Annotated in this window: 15 protein-coding genes; 3 read left to right on the top strand and 12 right to left on the bottom strand. The window is 35.0% G+C overall.

The features are described from left to right. The first annotated feature begins 17 nt into the window (after positions 1-17). Both BLS90_RS12345 and BLS90_RS12340 read left to right on the top strand, forming a co-directional pair. Entirely contained in the window at positions 18-860 is an 843-nt protein-coding gene (locus BLS90_RS12345) for a hypothetical protein (protein WP_091258157.1), read from the top strand. A 213-nt stretch (positions 861-1,073) separates the two neighbouring features. After that, positions 1,074-2,168: a PAS domain-containing sensor histidine kinase gene (locus BLS90_RS12340; RefSeq protein ID WP_091258155.1), complete on the top strand. Its 1,095-nt coding sequence runs from the start codon at positions 1,074-1,076 to the stop codon at positions 2,166-2,168. A gap of 31 nt (positions 2,169-2,199) precedes the next feature. On the opposite strand, the gene BLS90_RS12335 is transcribed toward BLS90_RS12340, so the two are convergent. From BLS90_RS12335 to corA, 12 genes are all read right to left on the bottom strand, one after another. Further along, a complete protein-coding gene (locus BLS90_RS12335; protein WP_091258154.1) occupies positions 2,200-3,579 on the bottom strand; it encodes a M28 family peptidase in 1,380 nt (459 codons plus the stop codon). A 141-nt stretch (positions 3,580-3,720) separates the two neighbouring features. After that, on the bottom strand, positions 3,721-5,817 hold the full coding sequence (locus tag BLS90_RS12330) for a glycoside hydrolase family 97 protein (RefSeq protein ID WP_091258152.1): 2,097 nt from the start codon (positions 5,815-5,817) through the stop codon (positions 3,721-3,723). 144 nt (positions 5,818-5,961) lie between these two features. Further along, positions 5,962-8,262 carry a beta-glucosidase BglX gene (gene bglX, locus BLS90_RS12325; RefSeq protein ID WP_091258150.1) on the bottom strand — a complete coding sequence of 767 codons (2,301 nt, stop codon included), beginning with the start codon at positions 8,260-8,262 and terminating at the stop codon, positions 5,962-5,964. After that, positions 8,252-8,965 carry a carboxylesterase family protein gene (locus BLS90_RS12320; RefSeq protein ID WP_091258148.1) on the bottom strand — a complete coding sequence of 238 codons (714 nt, stop codon included), beginning with the start codon at positions 8,963-8,965 and terminating at the stop codon, positions 8,252-8,254. The genes bglX and BLS90_RS12320 overlap by 11 nt, the downstream gene beginning before the upstream one ends. A gap of 64 nt (positions 8,966-9,029) precedes the next feature. Further along, positions 9,030-10,016 (bottom strand): LamG domain-containing protein, encoded by a 987-nt coding sequence (locus tag BLS90_RS12315; protein WP_139171420.1) that lies wholly within the window; start codon positions 10,014-10,016, stop codon positions 9,030-9,032. Between the two features lie 55 nt (positions 10,017-10,071). Then, positions 10,072-11,454 (bottom strand): glucoamylase family protein, encoded by a 1,383-nt coding sequence (locus BLS90_RS12310; RefSeq protein ID WP_091258145.1) that lies wholly within the window; start codon positions 11,452-11,454, stop codon positions 10,072-10,074. A gap of 85 nt (positions 11,455-11,539) precedes the next feature. Continuing rightward, positions 11,540-13,009 carry a RagB/SusD family nutrient uptake outer membrane protein gene (locus tag BLS90_RS12305; RefSeq protein WP_091258143.1) on the bottom strand — a complete coding sequence of 490 codons (1,470 nt, stop codon included), beginning with the start codon at positions 13,007-13,009 and terminating at the stop codon, positions 11,540-11,542. Between the two features lie 4 nt (positions 13,010-13,013). After that, a complete protein-coding gene (locus BLS90_RS12300) occupies positions 13,014-15,995 on the bottom strand; it encodes a SusC/RagA family TonB-linked outer membrane protein (protein ID WP_091258141.1) in 2,982 nt (993 codons plus the stop codon). A 242-nt stretch (positions 15,996-16,237) separates the two neighbouring features. After that, entirely contained in the window at positions 16,238-18,982 is a 2,745-nt protein-coding gene (locus BLS90_RS12295; RefSeq protein WP_091258139.1) for a helix-turn-helix and ligand-binding sensor domain-containing protein, read from the bottom strand. A 97-nt stretch (positions 18,983-19,079) separates the two neighbouring features. Next, on the bottom strand, positions 19,080-20,279 hold the full coding sequence (locus tag BLS90_RS12290) for an acetate/propionate family kinase (RefSeq protein ID WP_091258137.1): 1,200 nt from the start codon (positions 20,277-20,279) through the stop codon (positions 19,080-19,082). A gap of 85 nt (positions 20,280-20,364) precedes the next feature. Then, the gene (pta, locus tag BLS90_RS12285) at positions 20,365-22,458 is read right to left on the bottom strand and encodes a phosphate acetyltransferase (protein WP_091258135.1); all 2,094 of its coding nucleotides are present in this window, start codon (positions 22,456-22,458) and stop codon (positions 20,365-20,367) included. Positions 22,459-22,509: 51 nt separating this feature from the next. Further along, positions 22,510-23,580 (bottom strand): magnesium/cobalt transporter CorA, encoded by a 1,071-nt coding sequence (corA, locus tag BLS90_RS12280; protein ID WP_091258133.1) that lies wholly within the window; start codon positions 23,578-23,580, stop codon positions 22,510-22,512. 338 nt (positions 23,581-23,918) lie between these two features. On the opposite strand from corA, the gene BLS90_RS12275 reads away from it, so the two are divergent. After that, entirely contained in the window at positions 23,919-26,480 is a 2,562-nt protein-coding gene (locus tag BLS90_RS12275; protein WP_175455481.1) for a zinc-dependent metalloprotease, read from the top strand. Positions 26,481-26,639: the final 159 nt, after the last annotated feature.

Here is a 26,639-nt window from a genome sequence, read left to right as displayed (position 1 = left end):
TTTAGGCCCCAAATTCATTGAAATATCTATTTTATTACGCATTCCTTATTATTTTATTTACTAATAACACAATTGCACAAGAAGTTACAGAAATCCAAACTAAATATACAACTCATAACAAAGGGAAATTTTTTATTTCATGGGGAGGAAACAGAGACACCTACTCCAAATCAGAAATCACTTTTAGAGGTAAAGATTATAGTTTTTCATTAGAAAATGTGGAAGCGCATGACAAACCAAAAGGTTGGCATGTGGATTATATTAATCCTTCAAGAATGACGATTCCCCAAACTAATTTTAGAATGGGCTATTTCATAAGTGATCATTATAGCGTGGCTATAGGAGTAGATCACATGAAATATGTCATGACGCAAGATCAGGCCGTTACTATTGATGGGTATTATCAAAACCCAGGTTCGTATGATGAAATATTGCCTAACAATCAAGTGTTATTGACAGAAGAATTTCTAAAGTACGAGCACACTGATGGTTTAAATTATATCAATTCTGAAGTATCCAGACATGATGATATTTCGTCTATTTTCAAAATTGGTAATACTGATAAAATTCAAGTCAATTTAACGGAAGGCGTAGGTTTTGGTTTATTGTATCCAAAAACAAATACAACCTTGTTAGGAAAAGATCGTCATGATGATTTTCATGTTTCAGGCTATGGTACTTCTTTGAAAGCAGGATTGAATCTTACTTTTTTCAAGCACTTTTATTTACAAGGAGAACTAAAAGGCGGTTATATCAACATGCAAGATATACGAACTACAAAAAGCTCAGCGGATAGTGCTTCTCAAGATTTTTTCTTTTTTCAGAGAATCATTGCTGTGGGAGGAATTTTTAGAATTTAATTCATCCATTATCAAAAATTAAATAAGCTGTCATATATGATGGCTTTTTTTATGAATTTAATTTAAAAAAAAACAAAAATATATAAAATTAACAACTGTTTGATTAATTGATTTTTTTTCTTTTTTTTAAAATTTTAAATAGTTAAATTTATCATCGGATTTGCTTGTTTCAAGTTGAGTAATTTTAATAAATGTAATTCCATAAAATTATAAATGACCAAAAATAACACCACCTCATCTACTTTAAAAACAGACTATCACTTTGATAATTTTTTCAATATCTCAGCTGATTTTATATGTATAGCAGGATTTGATGGCTATTTTAGAAGAATAAATCCGGCTGTTTCAAAATTATTAGGTTTTACGGAAGAGGAATTATATTCTCGACCAATCAGCAGTTTTGTTTATACAGCAGACCTCCAAATTACAATAGAAACCAGAGAACAAGTTTATAAAAACAAACCACTTTTGAATTTTGAAAACCGCTATCTAACTAAAAGTGGAGAAATTGTCTGGTTATCATGGACATCAATGCCTGTTGAGTCGGAGAAATTAGTGTATGCAATTGCCAAAAACATTACACATAAAAAAAGAATTGAAGAAGAGCGTAATTTACTTCTTGCAAATCTTACAAAAATCAATAAGGAACTTACCGTTTTATCACACAAAACATCCCATGATTTAAAGTCACCTATCAATAATATGCTTTCGGTTTTTAGTCTCATTGATGTTTCAAAAATCAATGATCCAGAGACATTGGAGTTAGTAGAAATTCTTAAATTAACTAGTGAAAATTTAAAACAAACTTTAAATGATTCCATTGATCAATTAGTAGAAAACCAGAGTATTAATACTCAAATTGAAGAAATAAATTTAAATGAATCCCTTAATAAAGTGCTTACTTCCATAAATTCTTTAGTCCGCGATTCAAAAGCAGTTATTAATATTGACTTTTCAGCTTTTGAGAATATTACTTTTAACAAAGCATACATCAAAAGTATATTTTTGAATTTACTTACTAATTCCATTAAATACGCAAAACCACATCAAGTACCACTTATTACCATCGAATCCAGAAAAGTCAATGGAGTAAACCAATTAGTATTTTCGGATGAAGGACTCGGTTTTGATATGGATAAAGTAAAAGATAAGATTTTTGGATTGTATCAAAAATTCCACAGTAACATTGACAGCAATGGTATTGGTCTCTATTTGGTCTACAATCACATCACCAGTTTAGGCGGAAGAATTGCCGTGGAGAGTAAAATAAATGAAGGTACTACATTCATTATTTCTTTCAAATATTGAGAATGTAGCACCTTCAAGAATAAGTATGTTTCTATTTTGCAATACCGTTTTGATCCATTAAATAAACTAAAGAAGCCATTGCTGCCGCTCCTAATTCTAACTCTCTTTTATTGACAGCATCAAAAGTATCATTGGCAGCGTGATGATAATCAAAATAACGCTGAGAATCCGGTTGTAATCCTACCTTTACAATGTGATTGGATTGCAATGGACCAATATCAACACCAGAATGCCCTTTTACCAATTTATGGATTAAATAGGGTTCGAATAACGTAGCCCAACTACTGATTTTATTGAAATTAGCTTCATCAGCTTCAATTGAAAATCCTCTTGGTGAAAACCCACCCGAATCACTTTCTAAAGCAAAAATGTGATTTTCATTCTTTTTATTGGACTGTGTTTCATATTCTTTCCCACCTCGAACGCCGTTTTCTTCGTTCATAAACAATACCACACGTAACGTGTTTTTAGGCTTGTATCCAATATTTTTGAAGATATTCAACACTTCCATACTTTGGACACATCCTGCGCCATCGTCATGAGAACCATCTCCAAGATCCCAAGAATCAAGGTGACCACCAACAACCATTATTCTTTCAGGATGTTCAGAACCCGTTATTTCACCGACTACATTGTAGGACAAAACATCAGCAAATGTTTCACAAGATTGTTTCAAATAAAAAGTTGCATTTTGATTGGCTTTCAAACTTTTGCTTAAAAGTTCAGCTCCGTTCGTACTAATAGCAGTTGCTGGAATGCGTTGTTCTTTGACAATATCTCCATAATTAGTTGCACCTGTATGCGGGAAATCATCTAATCTTAAGTTCATTGAACGAACAATCACTGCCAAAGCACCTAATTTCCCTGCCTCTCTCGCACCTGATGATCTCTGGTCCACGCAACCACTGTAAGCCTTAAATGTTTCTACAAACTCAGGATTCATGGGTCTATTAAAGAAAATAATTTTTCCTTTTACTTTTGCTTCGCCAAGAGCGGCTAATTCTTCTAAACTTTTTACTTCTATCACATTGGCATTCAATCCAGCTTTTGGTGTTGCTACAGAACCGCCTAGCGCACATATTGGGAAAGTGATCTTTTGTTTCCCCACTTGTAAATACGCGATTTCTTTTTCGCCCCGAACCCATTTTGGCACCATTACTTCCTGAAGGTACACTTTGTCTAAACCCAGTGTTTCTAATTGTGCTTTGGCATACAAAACGGCTTTTTCAGCTCCTGTGGAACCTGATAATCTGGATCCGATGGTGTTAGATAAATGTCCCAGCCAAGGATAACATTTGGCATTAGTCAGGGAAGATTTATAAATATCTTTTAACGTTTGTTCGTCTTTAGTTTGCGCAAATACGGTGATTCCACCAAATAAAAGTGCTGCTAAAACAATTGATTTTTTCATAATAAATTGAGGTCTTTTTTTGTATTCTTCTTTATAATTTTGGTTCTGGTTGCTGTCGCAATTTCGTAATTCTTTACGAATAATTTATGTTAGATTCAAAAAAAATCCTGCAAGTTTGAAAGCTCATGCAGGATTTAACAATTATTGGATCGGTTCGAAACTGATTGCTGTTCCTCCACCCGGAGCCAAATTTAATTTGATTTTTGATTTGCTGGTCACCAGAATAGTCTTGATTTGATATGCAATTGGATTGTTCTTCCAATCAGCATTTTTAGCATCTTCATAAATGATGGCTTTGTATTTTTTTCCTTTGGTCAGGAAGTCTAATCTTATTTCTGATGTCCTGGCATTCTCATCTGTGATTGCTCCCAAAAACCAAGTTTCTTTTCCTTTAGTTTTTCGGGCAACTGTAACATAATCACCGGGTTCAGATTCTAAATATTTGCTTTCATCCCAATCTGTTTCTACATCTTTGATAAACTGAAAAGCATCCGGATATTTCTCGTAATTCTCTAATAAATCGGCCGCCATTTGCAACGGGGAATACATCGTTACGTACAAAGCGAGTTGCTTGGCTAAAGTAGTATGAACCTGCTCTGTTTTATTTTTATCATAATAACTCATTTTAATTTCAAATATTCCTGGTGTATAATCCATAGGTCCGCCCAATTGTCTGGTAAAAGGCAAAATGGTTTCATGCATTGGTGGATTCCCAACGCTCCAAGCATTGAATTCATTACCACGAGCCGCTTCAGCAGCGATATAATTAGGATACGTTCTTCCGTAACCGGTTGGTCTTGACGATTCATGCGAGTTAATCATGATCTTATAATCCGCAGCGCGTTTTACCACAAAATTGAAATGATTCACCATGGATTGTCCATCATGAAACTCGCCACGCGGAATAATTTTACCCACATAACCCGATTTTACTGCTGGATACTCGTATTTTTTCATCAAATCAAAAGCACGATCCAAGTGTCTTTCGTAATTACTGACAGAACCCGATGTTTCATGATGCATGATCATTTTGACATTTTTTTCTTTGGCATAAGCCGAAAGAGCTGCAATATCGAAATCCGGATACGGCGTAGTAAAATCAAAAACTTCCTCTTTCCAGTTTCCATTCCAATCTTCCCAACCTACATTCCAACCTTCGACAAGAACCCCGTCAAAACCGTTTTTTGCAGCAAAATCAATGTATCGTTTCGTATTTTCGGTAGTAGCACCGTGCTTTCCTGACGCTTTTGGCGCATCTGCAAAATTAGTGGCATTTTGAGAACCGGCATAATCCCAAGTAGATTTCCCTACGTGCATTTCCCACCATATCCCGACATATTTCATAGGCTTGATCCAAGAAGTATCTTCTAATTTTGAAGGTTCATTTAGGTTCAAAATCATCTTAGAACTTACAATATCCCGGGCATCATCACTAATCATAATCGTTCTCCAAGGCGACACACATGGCGTTTGCAAATAGGCTTTGTCGCCAATAGCATTAGGAACTAATTCAGCTTTTAATTTATAATTTGTCACATCTGCATTCAAATGCATCACCGGATAATTAACAACAGCAGCTTCAAAAATATTGAGATACAAACCTGAAGGCGCTTTCATCATTAACGGCGTTTGAACCATATATTTTCCTGGAATAGATTTTACTCCAATTCCGTTATTCATATTGATTTTGGAATTATCAATATCAGAAAACTTAGTTTCGTTGTATTCGTATTCATTGCTGTCGAAATCTCCTGGAATCCAGAATACTTTATTGTTTTCGGTTAAATTGAATTGGGTAACCTCATCCGAAATGATGAAATAATTCAACTCCGCTTGTTTAGGAAAATCGTATCTAAAAGCCACTCCTTCATCAAAAACTCTAAAAATGATATTCATTTTCACCTTCGTTTCCTTGTTGATAAGCGAAATATTAAGTTCATTATAGTGATTTTTAATACTGGATTGTTCTCCTAAAACTGGTTTCCAAGATTCCTTGAAGCTTGAAGTTTTTGAAGTCAATATTTCAAAATTTGCGTCTAAAGCTGGTTTTTCCTTTAATCTTATACCTAAAGCACTTTCTAAAACGACCGCTTTGTTTTTGTAATTTACGGAATAATAAGGTTGACCATTTGTCCCTAATTTGAAATTTAAGGCAATTTTACCCGATGGCGATGCGGCGTTTTGTGCCTGTGCAAAACTCAATATAAAGAGCAGGCAAAGAGAAAATAAATATTTCATTTTGATTGATTTTTTTGAATTGATAAAAGTAAATAAAATAGAGTTGTATCAAAGTATCCGTTTTAACAAATCCATTTTTTTTGTTACAAAAAAAACCCTCCGGTATAAATACCAAAGGGCTGATCTTAAATAAACAAACCAAATTTATTTAATCAACTTAAAACTAACCTTGTTATCAGTACTGGAATTCGTACCTACAAATACATCAAAACTACCAGGCTCAGCGATAAACTGCAGCTCTGAATTATAAAATTTTAATTCTTCAACAGAAATTTCAAAAGTAACCGTTTGTTTTTCTCCCTTTTTAAGGGCAATTTTCTGGAAACCTTTCAACTCTTTTAGCGGTCTTGTAACGGAACCTATTAAATCTCTTATGTACAACTGAACTACTTCTTTACCTTCATAATTCCCAGTATTGGTTACATCAACTGTCACTTTTACTTTCTCATTGAAGTTCATTTTATCCGATGAAATTTTCAAGTTTGAATATCCAAAAGTCGTATAACTCAATCCAAAACCAAACGGATATAAAGGTTCGTTTCTTTCGTCGATATAATTTGATCTGAATTTTTCGAATTTTCCTTCTTTATTGCCTAACGGTCTTCCCGTGTTTTTATGATTGTAATAAATAGGGACTTGACCAACACTTCTTGGAAAAGTAGCCGTTAATTTTCCAGAAGGGTTTTCATTTCCAAACAAAACATCAGCAATAGCACTTCCGGCTTCACTTCCTGCAAACCAAGTATTCAAAATAGCTGGAACTGTTTCATTTTCCTGCACCAAAACCAATGGACGGCCTGTAAATAAAACTAACACAACCGGTTTTCCTGTTTTCAATAAGGCTTGTAATAGGTCTTTTTGCGCTTGTGGAATCTCTAAGTTCGTTCTGCTGCTGCTTTCTCCAGACATTTCTGCTGATTCACCCAAAGCGGCTACAATCACGTCGGATTGATTCGCAATTTTCAAGGCTTCTGCTAATAATTCTTCGGAAGTTCTGCTATCACGGTGTAACGTTTTCCCAAACATGGTTGCTTTTTCTTCCAAAGCTGCATCATAATCCAGATTACTCCCTTTGGCGTAAAGCACTTTAGTATCCTTCCCTGCCACTTCTTTGATTCCTGCCACTAATGAAATGGATTTATCCATATTAGTAGCCACACTCCAAGTTCCTGCCATATTTTCTTTGGCATCAGCCAATGGTCCGATTAAAGCAATCGTACCTGATTTTTTCAAAGGAAGCAACTGATTGCTATTTTTCAATAAAACCAAAGACTGTGATGAAATAGCTCGTGCTTCGGCTCTGTGGTTTTTTGTGAAAATTTCTGTTTTCGCTCTATTTTCATCACAATATTTGTACGGATCATGGAACAATCCCAAATCATATTTCGCATTCAAAATAAGACGCGTTGCAGTATCGATTTGTTCGATCGTTACTTTTCCTTCCTCCAATGATTTTTTTAAAGTCGTCAGGAAACCTTCGCCCACCATGTCCATTTCAATTCCGGCATTCAAAGCCAATGCAGATACAGTTTGCAAATCGCCCATTCCGTGTTCAATCATTTCCGGAATTCCAGTAAAATCAGTTACGACAAAACCATCAAATCCCCACTGCTTGCGCAATACATCTGTCATTAACCACTTATTTCCAGTAGCAGGAATTCCATCAATTTCATTGAATGAAGCCATTACTGAACCCACTCCAGCATCGATAGCAGCTTTGTATGGAGGAAAATAATCGTTGTACATTTTAATTCGGCTCATATCAACCGTATTGTAATCACGTCCAGCTTCTGGCGCGCCGTACAAAGCAAAATGTTTGACACACGATAAGATGGTGTTGTTTTTTGACAAATCATTTTGTTGATACCCATTCACCATTGCTTTTGCAATTTCGCTTCCCAAAAACGGATCTTCACCAGAACCTTCAGAAACTCTTCCCCAACGTGGATCACGAGAAATGTCCACCATCGGCGAAAACGTCCAGTTGATCCCATCGGCACTCGCTTCTTTTGCAGCAATTTGGGCACTTCTTTCAATTAACTTCATGTCCCAAGTAGCGGACAATCCAAGCGGAATAGGAAAAGTCGTTTCGTAGCCGTGAATAACGTCCATCCCAAAAAGCAACGGAATTTTCAATCGGCTTTTTTCAACTGCAATTTTCTGTACTTCTTTTATTTTTTGAACTGATTTGATGTTGAATAAACCACCTACTTTTCCGTCTTCGATATTTTTAGCCACATTAGAACTACTGGCCGCACCGGTAGTAATATCACCTGAAGTTGGTAAATTCAATTGCCCAATTTTCTCTTCCAGAGTCATTTTCGAAAGTAACTCGGCTACGAATTCTGTTTTCGGTTTAATTTTAACCTCCTTTTTAGATGTCTTTTTTTGGCTGTAGCCAAAAAGAGAAATTCCAAAAAGTAGTATGATCAATTTAATTTTCATTTTGTCTGTTTTTTATTTGTTTGAACATCCAATCATAAATTTCTTGGTTGTCATATACTCGCGACCAACTGTCGTGATTGGCATCATCAAAAATTGTCAGCGTCACATTAGTATTACAGGTTTTTAATTTTTTATACATCGCAATCGAATACTCCACATTCACGACATCATCCAGCAAACCATGAAAAATTCGTGTAGGAATATCTTTTATTTTACAGTTTTCAATCATAGGAATTCGATCTACATATCCTGCAATAGGCACCAAAGCGGCAAAGGTTTCAGGATGTGCAAGAACCAAATTCCAAGCGCCCCAAGCTCCCATACTAAGACCTGTGAGATAAATTCTGTTGCTGTCGATGTTATTTTCTTTCTGGATTTTAAGAATCAAACGATACAATACTTCCTCATTCCAATATTCATTTTCAGGACATTGCGGTGCCAAAACATAAGCATCTAATTCGTGATTTTTCAAATACTTGAAGGGTCCATGTGCTTTTACTTTTTCGATATCGGTTCCTTTTTCACCAGAACCATGAAGAAAAACAATGAGCGACTTTTTATCTTTTGTATTTTTAGGAATGTGTAAAGCGTACGCTAATTCAAGTTTTTGTACGATTTCGGTTTTTAGGGTACCAATTACATCACTTTGTGATAACGAAAATTGGGTTACCATCAGGAAAAGAAAAAGAAGCTTTTTATTCATTAGAAAAGAATTAAAAAAACAGATTGCTTTTAAGATCGAGCAATCTGTTTTTAATGTAAAATTACTATCTGTTTGTTTTTTCCAATTTATAAAGCGCTACTACTTCACTTGCGTTTAAAGCTGATTTATAAATTCTCATTTCGTCCAGCAATCCGGCATAATCAGTAGCCCAACCTTCGTCTCCGTGTGTAGTTGTTAACGATGGTGAAGTACTAAATTGATTAGAACCAATCACTACTTGTGATAAATTTGGCGTTGCAAAAACCAATGCACCGTACAATGGAGCGTTGTTAGGATTTCCATTGCTTCCGTCAGGACCACCAGGATTATCGCCATAGAGAACACAAGAACCAGTTACATCAGTAAAAGGACCATAAGGTGTTCCGTAAATACTGCTTGTTCCTTTTTCTCCGTTTTTATAAACAGTGTATCTCGAAGTTACAGCATCGTAGGTTAAAACCACTTGAATCCAAGTATCAATTGCTCCATCAATATTAAAAATTGGACCTTGTCCGCCCCATGCCACTCTTTTATTTTCAATTCCCATTTTCAAACGAAGGGTATTAGGTCTTGCATTATCAGGATTTTCAAGAAACAAGTTTAATCCTCCCCAAAAACCCGCTGGGTTTACTAAAGAAAATATTCCCTGAATCCCTTTTCCTTGTCCCGGGGCACCACCATCTGGAACAGTTTGTCCGGATTTCATCCAAAAACTGAAACTGAAACTACTTAACGCACCTACAGCTGTTGCATTATTATAAACTGCGTAACGCTCCTGCGCTTTAGAACCTTGGAAAGCCTGTCCTTTAATACCTTCAGTGTAAGCTACATTTTTTCCGGTTCCTGTCAGTCCACCTTTTGTATCGGCAATGCTATTATCGAAACTCCATTTTGCAACTAAATTTTCTGCATTTACATCATCAGATGTATTGTAAGAACCTATTGGAGGATATTCTAATGGCTCATTACTGTCTACATTATCCGAGCAACTTGTCAATAACTGCATCGAAAACACAGTAGTCAGACAAAATATTTTTATACTATTTTTCATGTTTTATATTTTATTAATTACAAATAATTATTAGTATTTCTTTGGATGAATTTGCTTAAAATCCATATTTACCAGAATGAAAACCAAGATTAATCAAACCTTGTTTTACCTCCGGAGCATTCATGAACAACTGCCACAATAAACCCGTACGATAATTCTCCAACATAACCATTTCTGGTCCTTGGTCTATCGCCAAATAACGTTGCGCTGTCCATTGATAATGCTGACTGTGTGCGTCATAAAATCCTGCCACTCCCCAAGTTTCTGTTTTATAATTTTCATACAAATTACGGATGAATGCTTTAGATTCCAGCGGAGTATACACTATCGAGCTTATAGCAGCCGTTGGTGAAATAACACCTTTGTCATTGCTTGGCATGTGCGCATCATAGCCAATAGAACCATCGCCATTACGAGAATACGAAGCTGTCAATCCCCAATAATTAGCGCCATATCCTTTGAAACTTTTTGGATTAGCCACAGCATATAAATAATTGATTTTAGTATGATTGGAATTCAACTCCCAATAATTGGCATATTTATCCGTCAATTGATTTGGATCTAAACCTAAATAAGAATAATGAGCCCAAAATAAAGGTCCTCCAAATTCTTCGGCACCATTGTGTTTTAAAATCAAAGGAAGATTGTATTTCGTTTTAGCTGAAACGATGCCGCCACTTCTTGCCCAACCTTCGTGATACGCTGCTGGAGCAATTGCATGTGTTGGCGAAGCTGCTGCCATGACATACGTAATCAAACATTCATTGTAGCCTTCCAATGGAAAATTCATTTCCCAATTATAATTAGGAGACCAATGCCAGAACAACTTATTTTGATTATTAGTGTACCATTGCCAGTCCACTCCCTTCCATAACGCATCGAATTTTTGGGCGACTGCTTTTTCTTCAGTTGTTCCGTTTTTAAAGTATTCGCGAACGGTTATCATTCCGGCTACTAAAAAAGACGTTTCTACTAAATCACCACCATTATCTTTAGTTCCAAAAGGAATTACTCGACCTGTGGTACCATTAATCCAATGTGGCCATGCACCGTGAAAACGCTCGGCAGTGTTCAAAAAATTAGCTATCTTGTTCAAACGGTCTGCTCCTTGTGATTTTGAAATATAACCACGTGACATTCCTGAAACAATCGCCATAAGTCCAAAACCAGAACCACCTGTGGTAACAATATTTTGATCAAATGAAGGATCCTGCGGAATATAACGTTCTCTGGCCATACCTGAATTTGACTCCGCATAATCCCAAAAATAAGCGAAAGTTTGTTTTTGAACTACATCTAACAATTCGTCATCTGTTAATTTTACAACTGGAGGAACGGTAACTGGCGGCGTAACTACGGGACCGTTGTCAGTACTTTGTGAGGAAGAATCACAACCAAGAAACGTAAAGAGCATAAATAAAGCTGAAAATTTAATCATTTTTAGATTTTTTATGTGTTTGTCCTTACCTCTGACTCCTTCCTGAAATAGATCAGGAAAGAGAAAAGGTGCTGGATTTTTTTAATTAATATCCTGGATTTTGTGTTGCTTTTCCATTAGCTTGCGTGATGAATTTTTGAGGAATAGGAAACAATTCATGTTTACCTTCTACAAAAGTTTTTCCATCAGCCGCCATAACTGATTTCGCTTGACCTGTTCTAACGATATCAAACCATCTGTCATGCTCAAAAGCCAATTCATGTCTTCTTTCTGCTCTGATAGCTACTCTCAAAGCCACTTGTCCTGTAGCGGTTGTATTGGCTAAACCTGCTCTGTTTCTGACTCTGTTTAAAGGTCCTGTAACATCACCAGTACCGCTTTCGTTTGCCGCTTCAGCTTGCATTAACAATACTTCTGCATAACGCAATACACGAATGTTTTTTGTAGTTTCCCAATCACCATTGAATGTTTCTTTGGTATTGCTTACATACGCTTTTTCATTATATCTCGGATTAGCAACAAGCGGAGAAACCACTCTGCCGTCCCACATAGTTTCGCCTGCAAAAATAATTGTAGCGTCTCTTCTTACATCGCCAGCTTCATAAGAATTAGCTAAACTTGCAGAAGGAGTATTGAAACCCCAGCCCCAACCGCTTGTTCCTCTGGCTCCTTGAGAAACCATATACCCTTCAATCCCTTGCGATGGATTCCCTCCGTAACCACGGATTTCAAAAATAGATTCTACACTATCTTCACCAACTTCTCTCCAAATAGAGGCATAATCAGTAACTAAATTATATCCGGTTACAGCAGTACTTTGGTCTTTGACACCTTGCCAATTTCCTTGGTACAGATATACCTTAGCTAATAAAGCATGAGCAGCACCTTTTGTTGCTCTTCCCAAATCAGAAATTGCGTAGCCTGATTTTTCAGGAAGTGCAGCAATAGCTGCTAATAAATCTGTTTCGATGAATTTATAAACTTCATCTTTCGATTTGCGAATTAATGTCATATCGGTATCTTCGGCTGATGATGGTACTGGAACGTGATCCACAATTGGTACACCACCATAACATCTTACCAAATTAAAATACATTAGAGCACGAAGAAATTTAGCTTCACCTGTTAATCGAGCCACAACAGCGGCATCCGCTTTGTCTAATCTCGGAAGATAGTTTAGGGCAATATTAGCCTTACTTATCCCTTGATAATTAGTTTCAAAAACTTCTTGAACAGATAATGAAGTAGCATCTAAGGTCAATGCATCACACTTGTCTTTATCGGTTCCTGAATCTCCTGGATCTGATCCTTTATCAGCATCATCTGAAGTCATACTGGTTAATCCGTTCCATGAAAATGAACTCGCACTAAAGCTTAAAGCGTTGCTATAAATAGCCGTTACAAAACTTTTTGCTCCTTCATTATTATTATAGATTGTTAATAAATCGGCTTCGGCAATGTTTTCTGTGGGAGCGACTTCTATAAAATCATTGGAACAATTACTAGAAAGTAGCGCTACAGCCACTAAAGTTATGGGTATAAATATTTTTTTCATCTTATTAAAATTTTACGTTAGCACCAATAATGAAAGAACTCAATGTCGGATAAGCATCTAACTCAATTCCTTGCAGTCCCATTGGATCACCATCATTATTCAATTCTGGAGAATATCCGGTGAATTTTTGAGAAATAAATGGATTTATAGCACTTGCATAAATACGAACCGCAGAAACAGAATTTGTTATTTTAGGTAATGTATATCCTAAAGTAATGTTGTTTACTCTAAGGAAAGCTCCTGATTCTAAATAGTAATCCGAAGACAATGGAACTGAATTAAACGGTGCCGGATTTCCAGCAATAGTATTTGATGATGTCCAAAAATCAGTAGCTATACTGGCTTCAATATTTTCGTTACCAAAACGTTGTGCTTTTTTACCGTTATACACTTTGTTTCCACCTACTCCGTAACCATCTACTGAAAAATCAATGTTTTTGTATTCAAAACCTAAGTTCATACCATAATAATATGTTGGTAATGAAGATCCAAAGAATTTTCTGTCTGTTTCCACTGGATTAGAAGTAATTCCCCCATCTTTATCAAAATAAGTGAAATTACCATTTGCATCATAACCTGCTACTTCAAACAAATAGAAACTTCCCAAAGGTTCTCCTACTTCCAATCTTTTTGTAAACTGTCCGTTGTTAATCGAACCTCCATTTTGTCTAATTGCTAATGGATTATATACTTTTGAAACTTCATTTTTATTATTCGAATAATTGGCACCAATCCAATATTTTAAATCATCATTGATGTTATCATCCCAACGCAACGAAACTTCATATCCAGTATTAGAGATTTCACCTGCGTGAGCTGGAGTAGCTCCTGTACCCACAGTAAGCGGTGGAGTAACATTAAGAATTACATTGGATGTATTTTTATCATACCAATCAAATGATCCTGATAATTTGTTTTCTAAAGCTTTAAAATCTAAACCAATAGAAGTCTCATCCGTAATTTCCCAACCCAAAGTAGGGTCAATAAATGCACCGATAGTAGTTCCTGAATAAAGTGAGCCTCCAAAATCATATCCTAAACCTGCTCCTGAGCTGAATGTTTGTTGGTTAATAGGAACATTTTGATTACCTAATCTTCCCCAACCACCACGTAGTTTTAAGAAATTGATTGTTTCACTTTCTGCTAAGAAATTTTCTTTAGAAAGTACCCATCCTAAACCAAATGACGGGAAATTACCCCATTTATTATCGGAACCAAATTGTGAAGAACCATCCCTACGAACCGTACCCGTGAAAAGGTATTTTTCCATTAATGTATATTGGAATCGAGCAAAATACCCAATTAAATTTCTTTGATTTCCAATAACGTGTCGTGTAACAAGATTATTAGAAGGAGCAGTTGACTGATTTAAACTCCAATAGTTAGAGTTTTCAGGTACGTTTCTACCTCTTACTTCTAATTCTTCACGGCTTCCAAATTCTTGAGCTGACATACCTAATGTTACTTCAACATCATGGATATCGGCAAACTTTTTATTGTACGTCAAGAAATTATCAAAGTTCCAGTTAAAGTAATCGCTTCTTCCGGTAACCAATTCATTTATTGGCTCTGAAGCCGAGTAATTAGCCACATCTCTTGAAGGATCTGCTGCCAACCACAATTCACGTGTAGGCGTGTAAGAAAATCTTTTAAAAGTATTGTACTCCACTCCAACTCTTGATGTGAATTTCAATTCTTCAAAAATTTTGTATTCCAGTCCAATACTTCCCTGTAGCAATAGATTTTTTTGTTCCTCGGTAAAATAGTTTAATTGAGCTACAGGATTTCCAACGTTATTAAACAAAGATCCAGTAGTTGATGCTTGTCCATCAGCCCCAATAATTGGCATTCCCCATCTTCCATTGTCATATCGCACTGGTACCAATGGTGATTGTTTGTAAGCCGAAGTAAAAGCAGATAATGGTTTTGGCGTAGACTTAGAAATCGAACCACTTAAAGTTTGTGTGATTTTTAGTTTATCCGAAATCTTGTAATCGTTATTATTTCTAAAAGTAAAACGATTAAAATCTAATCCGTCTAAAACACCTTTTTCGTCATAATAATTCAAACTAAACAAATAACTAATTTTATCAGATGCACCAGAAATGGATAAATTATTAGACGAATACATTCCTAATCTAGTAATTTCATCAAACCAATTCGTATTGTAGCGTTGATCTGTTGAAAACCTAGTGTTTTGTTCTGCCACATCAGAGTAATAGGCAAAACGGTTAGAACCAGCCATCTTAACCGTTTTTAGTGGAGTACGCACTCCATAAAAACCATCATATTCAACAGTAGTTTTGTCGCCTTTTCCTTTTTTAGTAGTAATAATTACAACTCCATTAGCCGCTTGATTACCGTAAATAGCTAATGATGATGCATCTTTTAAAATATCAAATGATGCAATATCATTGGAATTCAAATTATTAATATTTTTGGTAGGAATACCATCCACTACGTACAATGGCGTTCTATCAGCACCATAAGTACCAATACCTCTAATAATTAATGATGGAGAACTTCCTGGCACATCTGTTCCAATAACTTGAACACCTGCTGCTTTTCCTTGAATAGCTTGCGTGGCATTCAGTACTTTCGTTTTGGTGATATCCGTTGCGGAAAGTTGTGAAATTGAACCTGTATTATCTGATTTTTTTCGAGTTCCATACCCAATAATAACGACTTCTTTCAGTTCAGTATCCTTTGAATCGCTTAAAATTATATTCATTACCCCATCTGTTGCTGTAACAGAAATAGCTTCGAAACCGAGCATACTTATTTTTAATACCTCACCGATTTTGGCATTGATATTAAAATTACCGTCAAAATCAGTATCAGCAGAAGTTTTAGATTCAGTTGCAATAATAATTGCTCCAGGAATTCCTAACCCTTCCTTATCCACTACTTTTCCCTTAATTACTTGACCAGACATATAGGCTGGAAGCAACAGAAGTGCTAAAAAGCTAAAAATAATATTTCTCATATATTAATAATTTGTTAAATTAATTACAGCCAAAGTAGATAATTACAACGTTATAGTTAGTCAAATGAAAATACTACATAATTACATCAAAATTATAAAATAAGACAATAAATCAATGTTTTATGGGAGCTAACGATCCTATAAGCGTGCTGTATCATGACTAAATGATGTAGTAATGATGTACTAGGATTTCACAACAAAAGAGGTTATTTAATAACGTATCAATAAAAATAACGCGTCTTTTATATCGTTAATAAAAATTTAGAAAGGTTTTCTTCTTGAGTAAGGTTCAATTTCTTTCGCAAACGATAGCGATGCAACTCCACTCCTCTGAAAGATATATTCATCATAGGTGCAATTTCTTTAGAGGAAAGATTCATCTTTAAGTAAATACAAAGCTTAATATCCTTTGAGGTGAGAGATGGATATTTTTTAGAAAGATTAATGATGAATTCATTATGAATTTGGTTCAAATTTGTTTCAAATGTTTCCCATTCATGTTTATTTACAGCATTAATTTTAATAACTTTTTTAATTTCACTTTTCAATTTATTGAAATCCATATCAGAATCTAAAATTCCTTGAATATTCTCTATCATTTCACTTTGCTTTGCAATTGACAGTGATTTTCCTGCTACTTCTGAGGATTTGGATTGTAATTCCAATTCTAAAATATGTTTCTCATATTCCTGAACATTTAATTCGTTATCAGCCTTTAATTCCATTTCGAGAATTTTCTTTTGATGCTTTAATTCTTCATCTCGCAATGCTAACTTTTGGACGTATCGCATTTTATTCCATTTGTAATACAGGTACAATATCAAACCGATAATGATTAGATACATTGCAATCATCCAAAGCGAAAAATACCAAGCCTTGGCCACAATAAACTGGAAACTAGAAAGCAAGTCATAATTAAGTCCATCATGAAGATAAACGCTAATCTCTGCAGAGCCACTATTTAAATTATTTAAAACAATCAATCCTTCGCTTACAGGAATAAATTCTTTTGTTCCGCTTATTTTATAAAATAAATTAGGTCTTGCTGCTCCAAAAACACCAGACAAAACATGCAACCGTAATTCAGAATTATAAGGGATTTTAGATTTGTTTGGAACCAAAACATCATTTACAAAAGCTTCAATCCGAATTTTAGAATCACTCTTATTTACCTCTTTTAATTGCAGCGAAATAAAACCATCATCAAGATTTAACAAATAATTGTTGTTGTATTTGAATACTTTTAAATTGTCATTGATAATTTTACCTCTATAATATTTCTCTTGGATAATGTTGCGAACAAATTTATTCCCATTAGCATAAATAGTATATAATAGTCCTTCTTGAAGTAGTAGAAAGTGATTTTCATCAATGGATACAATGTTGGATACATTTTTAAAGTTTGCATTAAACAATTCATTTTCTTCTAATTGATTAGTGATGGAATTATAAGTGTACCATAACTTATTGATTAAAAAAAGAATCTCATTTCTAAACTCAAATATTTTTACCCCAAAATCATTTTTAATTTTGCTGCTTAGCGTTACATTCTTAATAGCAGTTGTTTCGTACGCATCATTATAAAGAATTCGATACAAACCTCTATTATTATCCGCAGCCCATATTTCATTTTTTCGGTTTTGAGCAACATATTTTATCGGTTTTAAAATTCCCTTTATTGGTATATTTTGATTCAAATTATTCACATCATTATAAATAAATACGCCGCTGTAAGTTGCTTGCAAATACGAATTATTAATGCTGCTTTTTGTTACATTCCACCCTCCATTTATAGTACTTAGTTTAGAAAGCTCGCCATTATCATAGAGGAAAGTCCCTTCATTATGACCTATCAAGTATTTGTTATTTAATTTACTGATATTCCAAGCTTGTCCCTGCGTGTCCGGAATTAAGGCAAGTTGCTTGTCTTCATATTTAAAAATCCCATGGTTAGAAGCCATCAAATAGCCTTTTGACGTACTTGCAACAGAATAAACCGATCCTAAAATACCTGAATTATCGTAAAAGATAGAAATAGGAGAATTGACCTCAATATGAGCAATTCCATTGTCTAATCCCAACCATAAGTCATTCTCTTTGTCTAGAACTATACTCAAAATGGAGTTGTTCATCAAGACATTATTCCGATTGATATTTTGATACGAATTAGTGTTTAAATCAAAAATATAAACCCCTTTATTAGCCGTTCCTATAACTAATTTATTATTTTTAATAAACGCCGCAACATTGATGTTAGCTGCTTTCAAAATTGGATTTAGAGTACTGTTCCAAGGTTTGAGAACTCCATTTTCTGCTACATAAACACCATTTTTTTTGGTGAAAAAATAGATTTTATTTTGGAATTTTTCAATAGCATGAATTACGTTATTTTCTAAGATGGACCATCCTTGAATTTTTTCAAATGCGGTACCATTCATTCTATGAATTCCTTTTTCTACTGAAGCTACTAATAATTGATTGTTTACTACAAAACAATAAGAAACCAGAAAGGGGAATTTATTTTTCTGTATTACTTTTCCATCATACAAAAAAAGTCCGTTAAACGATTGAAAGTAAATTTTACCCTTGAATTTAAATATCTTCCAAATTTCTTCATTATCACTATCGTCAAAAACCTTTGTTTTATCAGAAATAGAAACATAGAGCATCTTTCCTTTTTTTCGGGTCCAATAGCCAAATTCTTTATACGAACCTGTATAAATACGATCACTATCGACCATTACGGAGCGAATTATCGTTTTGTTTGGCAAACTATATTTCTCCCATTTTACGCCATCATACCGCAGTAAGTAATAATTATTAGCAAAATATATGGCACTATCATTGCCTTGTGCTACACTCCAGATTTGATTATCACCTTGATAATTTGATTTGTTGTAATTTTCAACAAACGGAAGCAACTCTTGCGAATAAAAGGGCAAGGAGCTAAAATATAAGAGGAAGAAGAGGACAATTTTTACTTTCAAAATAGGGTGTTTTATGTCCAAATATAATCAGATTTATTAAATATTGAGCCAAAAAAAGCTTCTGGTTAGAGAAGCTTTTTTAGTACTATAGTATTTATTAAGTCGTTAGCAATTCAAAAACCTGATTGGCAATTTCAATTTCTTCATTGGTCGGAATAACTAATATTTTAGTTTTAGAATCCTCGGTATTGATTTCTCGAATAGCCTTGGACCGAATTTCATTTTTGGACTCATCCAATCTAATTCCGAAATACTCCATGTCCGTACACACTAATTTTCGGATATAAGACGAATTTTCTCCAATACCAGCCGTAAAAATAATAGCATCTAATCCATTTAAAACTGCGGTATAGGAACCAATATATTTCTTTATTCGGTACGCATTCATGGCCAAAGCCAATTGACAATCGGCATTTCCATTCTCCGCATTGGCTTCTATGTCTCTTAAATCGCTGTAGCCAGTAAGTCCCAGCATTCCGCTTTGTTTTTGCAACATCGTATTCACGGCTTCAAGCGAGTACCCTAATGTATTGACCAAGTAAAAAATCACGGATTGATCTACATCTCCGCTTCGGGTTCCCATAATCAATCCGTTCATTGGACCAAAACCCAACGTATGATCAATACTTTTCCCTTCTTTTATTGCAGTCATGCTGCAACCATTTCCTAAATGTATCGTAATAATATTAGAACCCTCATTATTCACATTTTGCTTTAGATACTGCATCGCATTTTCCGAAACATATTTGTGACTTGTTCCATGAAAACCATATAAGCGTATTTTATTTTCTGTCAAAAGGTAATTGGGTATTGCATATTTGTGGGCCACAACTGGAATAGTTTGGTGGAAGGCCGTATCAAAAACAGCCACTTGTTTGGCTCCACTAAAAATTGCTTCCGCCACAATTATTCCCTCTAAATTGGCTGGATTATGCAAAGGAGCTAATTCAAAAAGCTGTCTAATTTTATCCTTGACTGCAGCAGTAATAATTACCGTATTAGAAAACGCACTTCCTCCATGGACGACACGATGTCCAACGGCATCAATTTCTGCAGTGCTTTTAATCACTCCAACGGTTTCATCCAGTAAGAGTTGGGCAATTTTTTCTAATCCAATTTTATGGTTTGCAATAGGCATGTTTTCTTCAATTTTAGTCGTATCCGTTACATACGTTAAATTCGAAGTTTCCAATCCTATTCTGTCAATCATCCCAGAACAAAGCACATCGTTTGACGGCATATTGATTAACTGGTATTTTATAGAAGAACTGCCTGAGTTTAAAATTACTATTTTCATTAAATTTTCATTAAAAGATTAAAAATTGAAGTATTAAAATATTAATTTTTAAATCAATTAAATATTTCAATCTTCAAATTAAATGTTACAATCCTTGTGCTTGAATAGCCGTAATCACGACTGTGTTTATAATATCATCAACCGTACAACCGCGGCTTAAATCGTTTACCGGTTTGTTTAATCCTTGTAACATCGGACCAATTGCTAACGCGCCAGTCTCTCTTTGTACTGCCTTATACGTATTATTTCCTGTATTTAAATCCGGGAAAATTAAAACACTCGCTTGTCCCGCCACTTCTGAATTGGGTAATTTACTTTTTCCAACGGCCATATCAACTGCCGCATCATACTGAATAGGACCTTCAATTTTTAAATCGGGACGTTTTTTTCTAACGATTTCAGTAGCTGTTCGCACTTTATCTACTTCATCTCCTTTTCCTGAAGAACCCGAAGAATACGAAAGCATGGCGATTTTTGGTTCAATTCCAAAAGCCAAACTAGAATCTGCAGAGAAAATAGCGATTTCAGCTAATTGCTCCGCAGTAGGATTTGGATTAATGGCACAATCGCCAAAAACAGAAACTCGATCCTCTAAACACATGAAAAATATAGACGAAACTACAGAGGAATTGGGTTTAGTTTTAATAAACTGCAGCGCAGGCAAAATGGTGTGCTGTGTAGTATGTGCAGCACCTGAAACCATTCCGTCTGCATGCCCTTTGTACACCATCATGGTTCCAAAATACGAAACATCTTCCATTAAATCTTTCGCCATTCCCAAGGTTACATTCTTGGCTTTTCGCAATTCATAATACGTATTTACATAATCGTCATAATGCTCAGATGCTATGGGATTGATGATTTCTACTTTGGAAAAGTCAAAAAATAATCCTAACTCTGCTACCTTACTTTCTATTTGTTTTTTATTTCCAATGATAGAAATATCGACTACATCCATCTCTAATAAACGGGAAGCCGCCATTATGATTCTATCGTCATTTCCTTCTGGCAGCACAATATGTTTTCTATGCTGTCTCGCTCTTTTTACCAAATTATATTGAAACATTTTTGGTGTCATTCCTTCTGCTTCAAAAGTGATTAATTTCTCAGCTAAGTTATCTAGATCCACATATTTTTCGAAAGTAGTAATAGAAATTTCAATCTTCTGCTTGTTGTCTGCGTAAATTTTAGATTTGATAGAACCTATTTTATTGGTAATATAATACGTTCCTTCTTCGACTGCAATAATAGGTACAATGGTCGAAAGACCTTCAATAAGCTTGAGAATACTGACTTCAGGCACAATATTCCCTGTTAAAACGATCCCAGAAATAGTAGGATAATTAACCGACTCATTTGCTTGTAAAGCTCCCAAAATTATATCGGCTCTATCGCCCGGAGTAATTACCAGACTGTTTTCTTTTAAGTGCAGTAAATAATTTCGCAACTGCATAGCGCCTACACTAAAATTTCCTGTTTGATTGTTAAGGTGGGCTTCGCCAAAAAGTACTTTTGCATCCAGCTCCTTAACAATTTCTTGAACTGTTGGATTATTCAAATTGTGGATCAAAGGAATCGCATTTACCAACACGCTTTCAGGCAAACTTTTTCGTAGGCCAGTAGTGACTATGTCTATATTTTCATGCTGCACTTTATTGGCAATTACGGCCAAAACCTCTACGTCTTTAACTTTAAAAGAATCATAGGCGAGATACAAACTGTCCAATAGTTCCTCTAAGGTTTTACCTACTCCAGATCCAACAATAATGGTTGGGATTCCCAAGTTTTTTGCAATCAGCACATTCATATCTAATTCGATCACGGTTCCTTCTCCGCTGAAGCCAGTTCCTTCGACCAAAACAAAGTCAAATCGTTCCTCTAGTTTTTTATATTTTTCAATAATCAAATCAAGAACCTCCCCTATTTTTCCTTTATTTTTTTTCTTGATTAACTTACTTTTCGTAATAGCAAAAGCATCTTCAAATGCGATATCTAAACCAAAATGGCCAATCACAGTCTCAATGTGATTGTCAAATCCTCCTTCTTCAATATCTTCAATAATTGGTCTAAAATAACCCACTTTGGCAGTTTTACCAATTAGCATGCTCATTAGTCCTAGTGTGATGATCGACTTACCGCTATTTTGCTCGCTTGTCGCTATATAAATGGCCTTGTTCATTTTTTTATTTTTTTTTTAATTCCAAAAATTGAATGTTTTGAATAATCGCTATTAAAACCAACGGCGTTTTTTAAAGTAAATAATCATTCCAACTACTATCAAAAACATAGCACCCATGACCGTATGATACCCGTAATGACGGCTGAGTTCTGGCATATACTCAAAATTCATTCCGTAAACTCCCACTATAAAAGTAAGCGGAATAAAGATAGCAGAAACAATGGTCAACGTTTTCATAATCTCATTCATCTTATGCGTTTGTGCCGAGAAAAAGAAATTAGAAGCACTCTCCAAGGAACCCATATCTGATTCTATTTGCTCTAAAAGTTCTAAACTCTTTTGATGCAAGCGGGCAAAAAAGCTAAAAGTATCACTTTCCATCGCATTAAAAACATTGTCATCCTTTATGCTTTTAATGTCATACAAGGAATCCCGAAGTGGAATAATTGACCGCTTCAAAAAATTAAAATTATCCCTGTGCTTCTCAATCCGTTCGAGAATTACGGGATCTGGGCTCTGCTTGCTTAGATTGATTAGCTCTTCCAGTTTATCCTCTTCATTTTCTAAAGTAATGTAAAAATTTTCCATGATAGCATCTAGCAGAACGTACAATAAATAATCTGATTTCTTTTCTCTCACTAATCCAGAATGGGTACGAATTCTCTCCCGAATGTGGGTGAAAAAATCACTTCTTTTTTCCTGAAAAGAAATTAAAACCCCCTCTTTTAACAGAAAACTGATTTGCTCCACATTAATATTATCTGAGTTTTCTGTAGGCAAAATTGATTTTATATTGAAAAATAAAAATTCATGTGACTCTTCCAGTTTAGTTCTTCGCACCGTATTCATAATATCGGCCAACATGAAGTTATCGATTTTAAAATAAGCGCTTATCGATTTTAACCACTCTACATTATTTAATCCATGAATATTAATCCAATTTGTTTTTTGACCGTCTATATACTTATCTAGATTAGCCACTCTAAAATCTTCATACTCTGATAAGTCAAAATCATCATAAACGAACAATTGCATCTCTGAATCCTTAGTTTTATGAATTCCAGTATACTCCAGATTATAGGGTTGTAATCTCTTTCCTTTTTTGTACTTAATTTTTCTCATTCCAACTTATTTATGAAGTAATATTACAAAAATATTTTTCAAATGTACCGCAGCTGGTCCACTATGAAGCGCCTACGGCCACGAACACGTTTTTGATTTGCTGTTGTAGCGACAAAAATAAGCAGAAATAAGTCGCTTCGTGCTGATAAAAATCATATAAATAAGCCAAACAATCCTTTTCAAGGAATGTTAATTTATGTTAATTTTTTGAAATTGAATTTTCAAACTGTATATTTTTAAAAATATATCAATAGATTTGAGGATTGATGGTATATAAATAGAAGATTCTTTTTTTTATATGCTAAAAACTAATTATTAACTATTTTATGTAGAACTACATGCTTAAAAAAAAACTAACCCTAATTATTGTATTTCTGTTGATTTTTTCCGCTCCAGAGACCTTTGCTCAAAGTCGAAAAAAGAGAAAAGCAGATAAAAATGCCGTTGCCAAAGTAGATACTAAGGCAAGTGATGCCAAAAAAGAACCTAAACCGTATAAGAAAGTAATTGATTCGAGTGCTGTTACCCAAAAAGGTTTGATTGATGTTCATAAAATTGACAACAAATACCTTTTTGAAATTCCAGATTCCATTTTAGGAAGTGAAATGATGACCATTACCCGTTATTCTAAAACTCCTGCCGGCGGAGGAATATTTGGTGGAGAAGAAATCAACAGACAAGTGGTTCGCTGGGAAAAAGGATTAAATAACAATATCCTGCTGCGCTCTATCACCTACGTGATTATGTCTCCAGATGCAGATAAACCAATGGCTCAAGCGGTTAAGAATTCCACTTCGGATCCAATCATTGGTAATTATGACGTGCTGGCCTATAAAAAAGATGAAGCTGGAAAAATTACTGGTTATGTGGTTGACTTAGCTAGCACTTTTGATGCTGATGTTCAAACTTTTTCTTTGGATCCAATAAAGAAACAACTATTAAACATTCAGACGTTTCAAAAAGACAGATCGTTTATTTCAAAAGTAAGTAGTTTCCCAATCAATACTGAAATTAGAAGTGTAAAAACTTTTACTACAACGCCACCAAAAATCAATACCACACCAACACCAAAAATTGGAGTTGATTTGCCTTCTGCTTTAGACGCAGGTGTACTTACTGTGGAAATGAATACTTCCATGATTTTGTTGCCAAAAAATCCGATGCGTAAAAGAGAGTTTGATGCGCGTGTAGGTTATTTTGCCAATCAATATGGTGTGTTTGAAGAAGAATCTCAAAAATCAGATACCAAAGTCTTTGCGGTAAGATGGCGCTTAGAACCAAAATCTCCTGAAGATGCCCAAAAACAAAAAATGGGGGAATTGATTGAGCCTTTGAAACCTATTGTGTACTACATAGATCCGGCTACTCCAGAAAAATGGAAGAAATACATCAAACAAGGTATTGACGATTGGCAGGTTGCTTTCGAAAATGCCGGTTGGAAAAATGCGATCCGCGGTGAATATTGGCCAGAAAATGATCCAACGATGAGCTTGGAAGATGCCCGTTTCTCTGTATTACGGTATTTTGCCGCTGAAATTCAAAATGCATATGGTCCTAACGTACATGACCCAAGAACAGGTGAAATTTTAGAAAGCCACATTGGTTGGTACCACAATATCATGAGTCTTTTAAGAAACTGGTATTTGATTCAAACTGCTGCTGTTGACCCTGCGGCAAGAGCTAAGAAGTTTGATGATAAATTAATGGGAGAATTAATCCGTTTTGTTTCCTCGCATGAAGTTGGACACACTTTAGGATTGCGTCACAATATGGGAGCCAGTTCAGCCACTCCAGTTGAAAAACTAAGAGACAAAGACTACCAAGACAAAAACGGTCACACTTCGTCGATTATGGATTATGCCCGTTTTAATTACGTAGCACAACCAGAAGATGGCGTTACTGCCTTGTTTCCAAGAATTGGAGATTATGATAAGTGGGCTATCAAATGGGGCTACTCCTATTTTGAAGACACTAAAAATGAAGCGCAAGAAAAAGCATTCTTAAACGAAATGACTAAGGAAGCGTATCAAAATAATCGCTTGTGGTTTGGTTCTGAATCTAGCCCTTACGATCCAAGATATCAAACGGAAGATATAGGTGATAATGCAATGCGCGCTTCTGAATACGGAATTAAAAACTTGAAAAGAATCCTTCCTAATTTATTGCAATGGTCTAAAGAAGATGGCGAAAGTTATTCAGAATTAGAGGAACTGTATGGCGCACTTACAGGACAATTCAGAAGATATATGGGCCACGTTACTAAAAACGTAGGTGGAATTTACGATTCTCCTAAAACCTATGATATGTCTGGAAATCAATTTCAAGTAGTACCAAAAAGCATCCAAAAAGATGCGGTAGCGTTCTTGAATACACAATTATTCACTACCCCAAAATGGTTGTTGGATCCAAATGTACTTTCGAAAATAAATCCGGAAAGTGGTGTTGAAGCGATCAAAGGAATGCAGGATGCAACATTATCAAGTCTTATGGCTGGTGATCGAATGGTGCGCCTTTTAGAAACTTCCACAGCCAGTAAGGACAATTATTCTGTTGACGAATTGATTACTGATTTGAATAAAGGAATTTTCTCAGAGTTGAAAGGAAACAGTTCTATCGATATTTATCGCAGAAACGTGCAAAAATTGTATGTAGATAAAATGATCGAACTACTAAAACCAGGTTCTACCACAGTGAGATCAGTACCTGTGGGCGTAACGTATGGTTTCAATACCAGAAGAGTTAACTTAGCACAAACAGACTTACCCTCTATTGCACGAGGTCAATTGAATGCCTTAAAAAATGATTTAAAAATGTCTTCTTCTCGAATGACTGATCGAATGAGTAAATATCACGTACTCGATTTAATATCCAGAATTAGTGAAGCTTTAGATCCTAAATAATAAAATTAAAAGGGGAAATGTTTGATACCATTTTCCCTTTTTTTATAAAAAATCAGTTTCTGTACTATGAACTGAATTATAATTCTTTTAGAATACTTCTTTTAAAGCCTCTATTTAGTTACCGCAGATTCGCAGATTTAAATTTTTTGTTAATCTGTG

The sequence above is a fragment of the Flavobacterium omnivorum genome, from assembly GCF_900099915.1.
GTDB classification, from domain to species: domain Bacteria; phylum Bacteroidota; class Bacteroidia; order Flavobacteriales; family Flavobacteriaceae; genus Flavobacterium; species Flavobacterium omnivorum.
This window is presented reverse-complemented; position numbering and strand designations above follow the sequence as displayed.

Excerpts from the sequence above, each read along its gene's own strand:
- BLS90_RS12340 (WP_091258155.1), top strand. The coding sequence starts at position 1,074 with ATGACCAAAAATAACACCACCTCATCTACTTTAAAAACAGACTATCAC.
- BLS90_RS12335 (WP_091258154.1), bottom strand. The coding sequence starts at position 3,579 with ATGAAAAAATCAATTGTTTTAGCAGCACTTTTATTTGGTGGAATCACC.
- BLS90_RS12330 (WP_091258152.1), bottom strand. The coding sequence starts at position 5,817 with ATGAAATATTTATTTTCTCTTTGCCTGCTCTTTATATTGAGTTTTGCA.
- bglX (WP_091258150.1), bottom strand. The coding sequence starts at position 8,262 with ATGAAAATTAAATTGATCATACTACTTTTTGGAATTTCTCTTTTTGGC.
- BLS90_RS12320 (WP_091258148.1), bottom strand. The coding sequence starts at position 8,965 with ATGAATAAAAAGCTTCTTTTTCTTTTCCTGATGGTAACCCAATTTTCG.
- BLS90_RS12315 (WP_139171420.1), bottom strand. The coding sequence starts at position 10,016 with ATGAAAAATAGTATAAAAATATTTTGTCTGACTACTGTGTTTTCGATG.
- BLS90_RS12310 (WP_091258145.1), bottom strand. The coding sequence starts at position 11,454 with ATGATTAAATTTTCAGCTTTATTTATGCTCTTTACGTTTCTTGGTTGT.
- BLS90_RS12305 (WP_091258143.1), bottom strand. The coding sequence starts at position 13,009 with ATGAAAAAAATATTTATACCCATAACTTTAGTGGCTGTAGCGCTACTT.
- BLS90_RS12300 (WP_091258141.1), bottom strand. The coding sequence starts at position 15,995 with ATGAGAAATATTATTTTTAGCTTTTTAGCACTTCTGTTGCTTCCAGCC.
- BLS90_RS12290 (WP_091258137.1), bottom strand. The coding sequence starts at position 20,279 with ATGAAAATAGTAATTTTAAACTCAGGCAGTTCTTCTATAAAATACCAG.
- pta (WP_091258135.1), bottom strand. The coding sequence starts at position 22,458 with ATGAACAAGGCCATTTATATAGCGACAAGCGAGCAAAATAGCGGTAAG.
- corA (WP_091258133.1), bottom strand. The coding sequence starts at position 23,580 with ATGAGAAAAATTAAGTACAAAAAAGGAAAGAGATTACAACCCTATAAT.
- BLS90_RS12275 (WP_175455481.1), top strand. The coding sequence starts at position 23,919 with ATGCTTAAAAAAAAACTAACCCTAATTATTGTATTTCTGTTGATTTTT.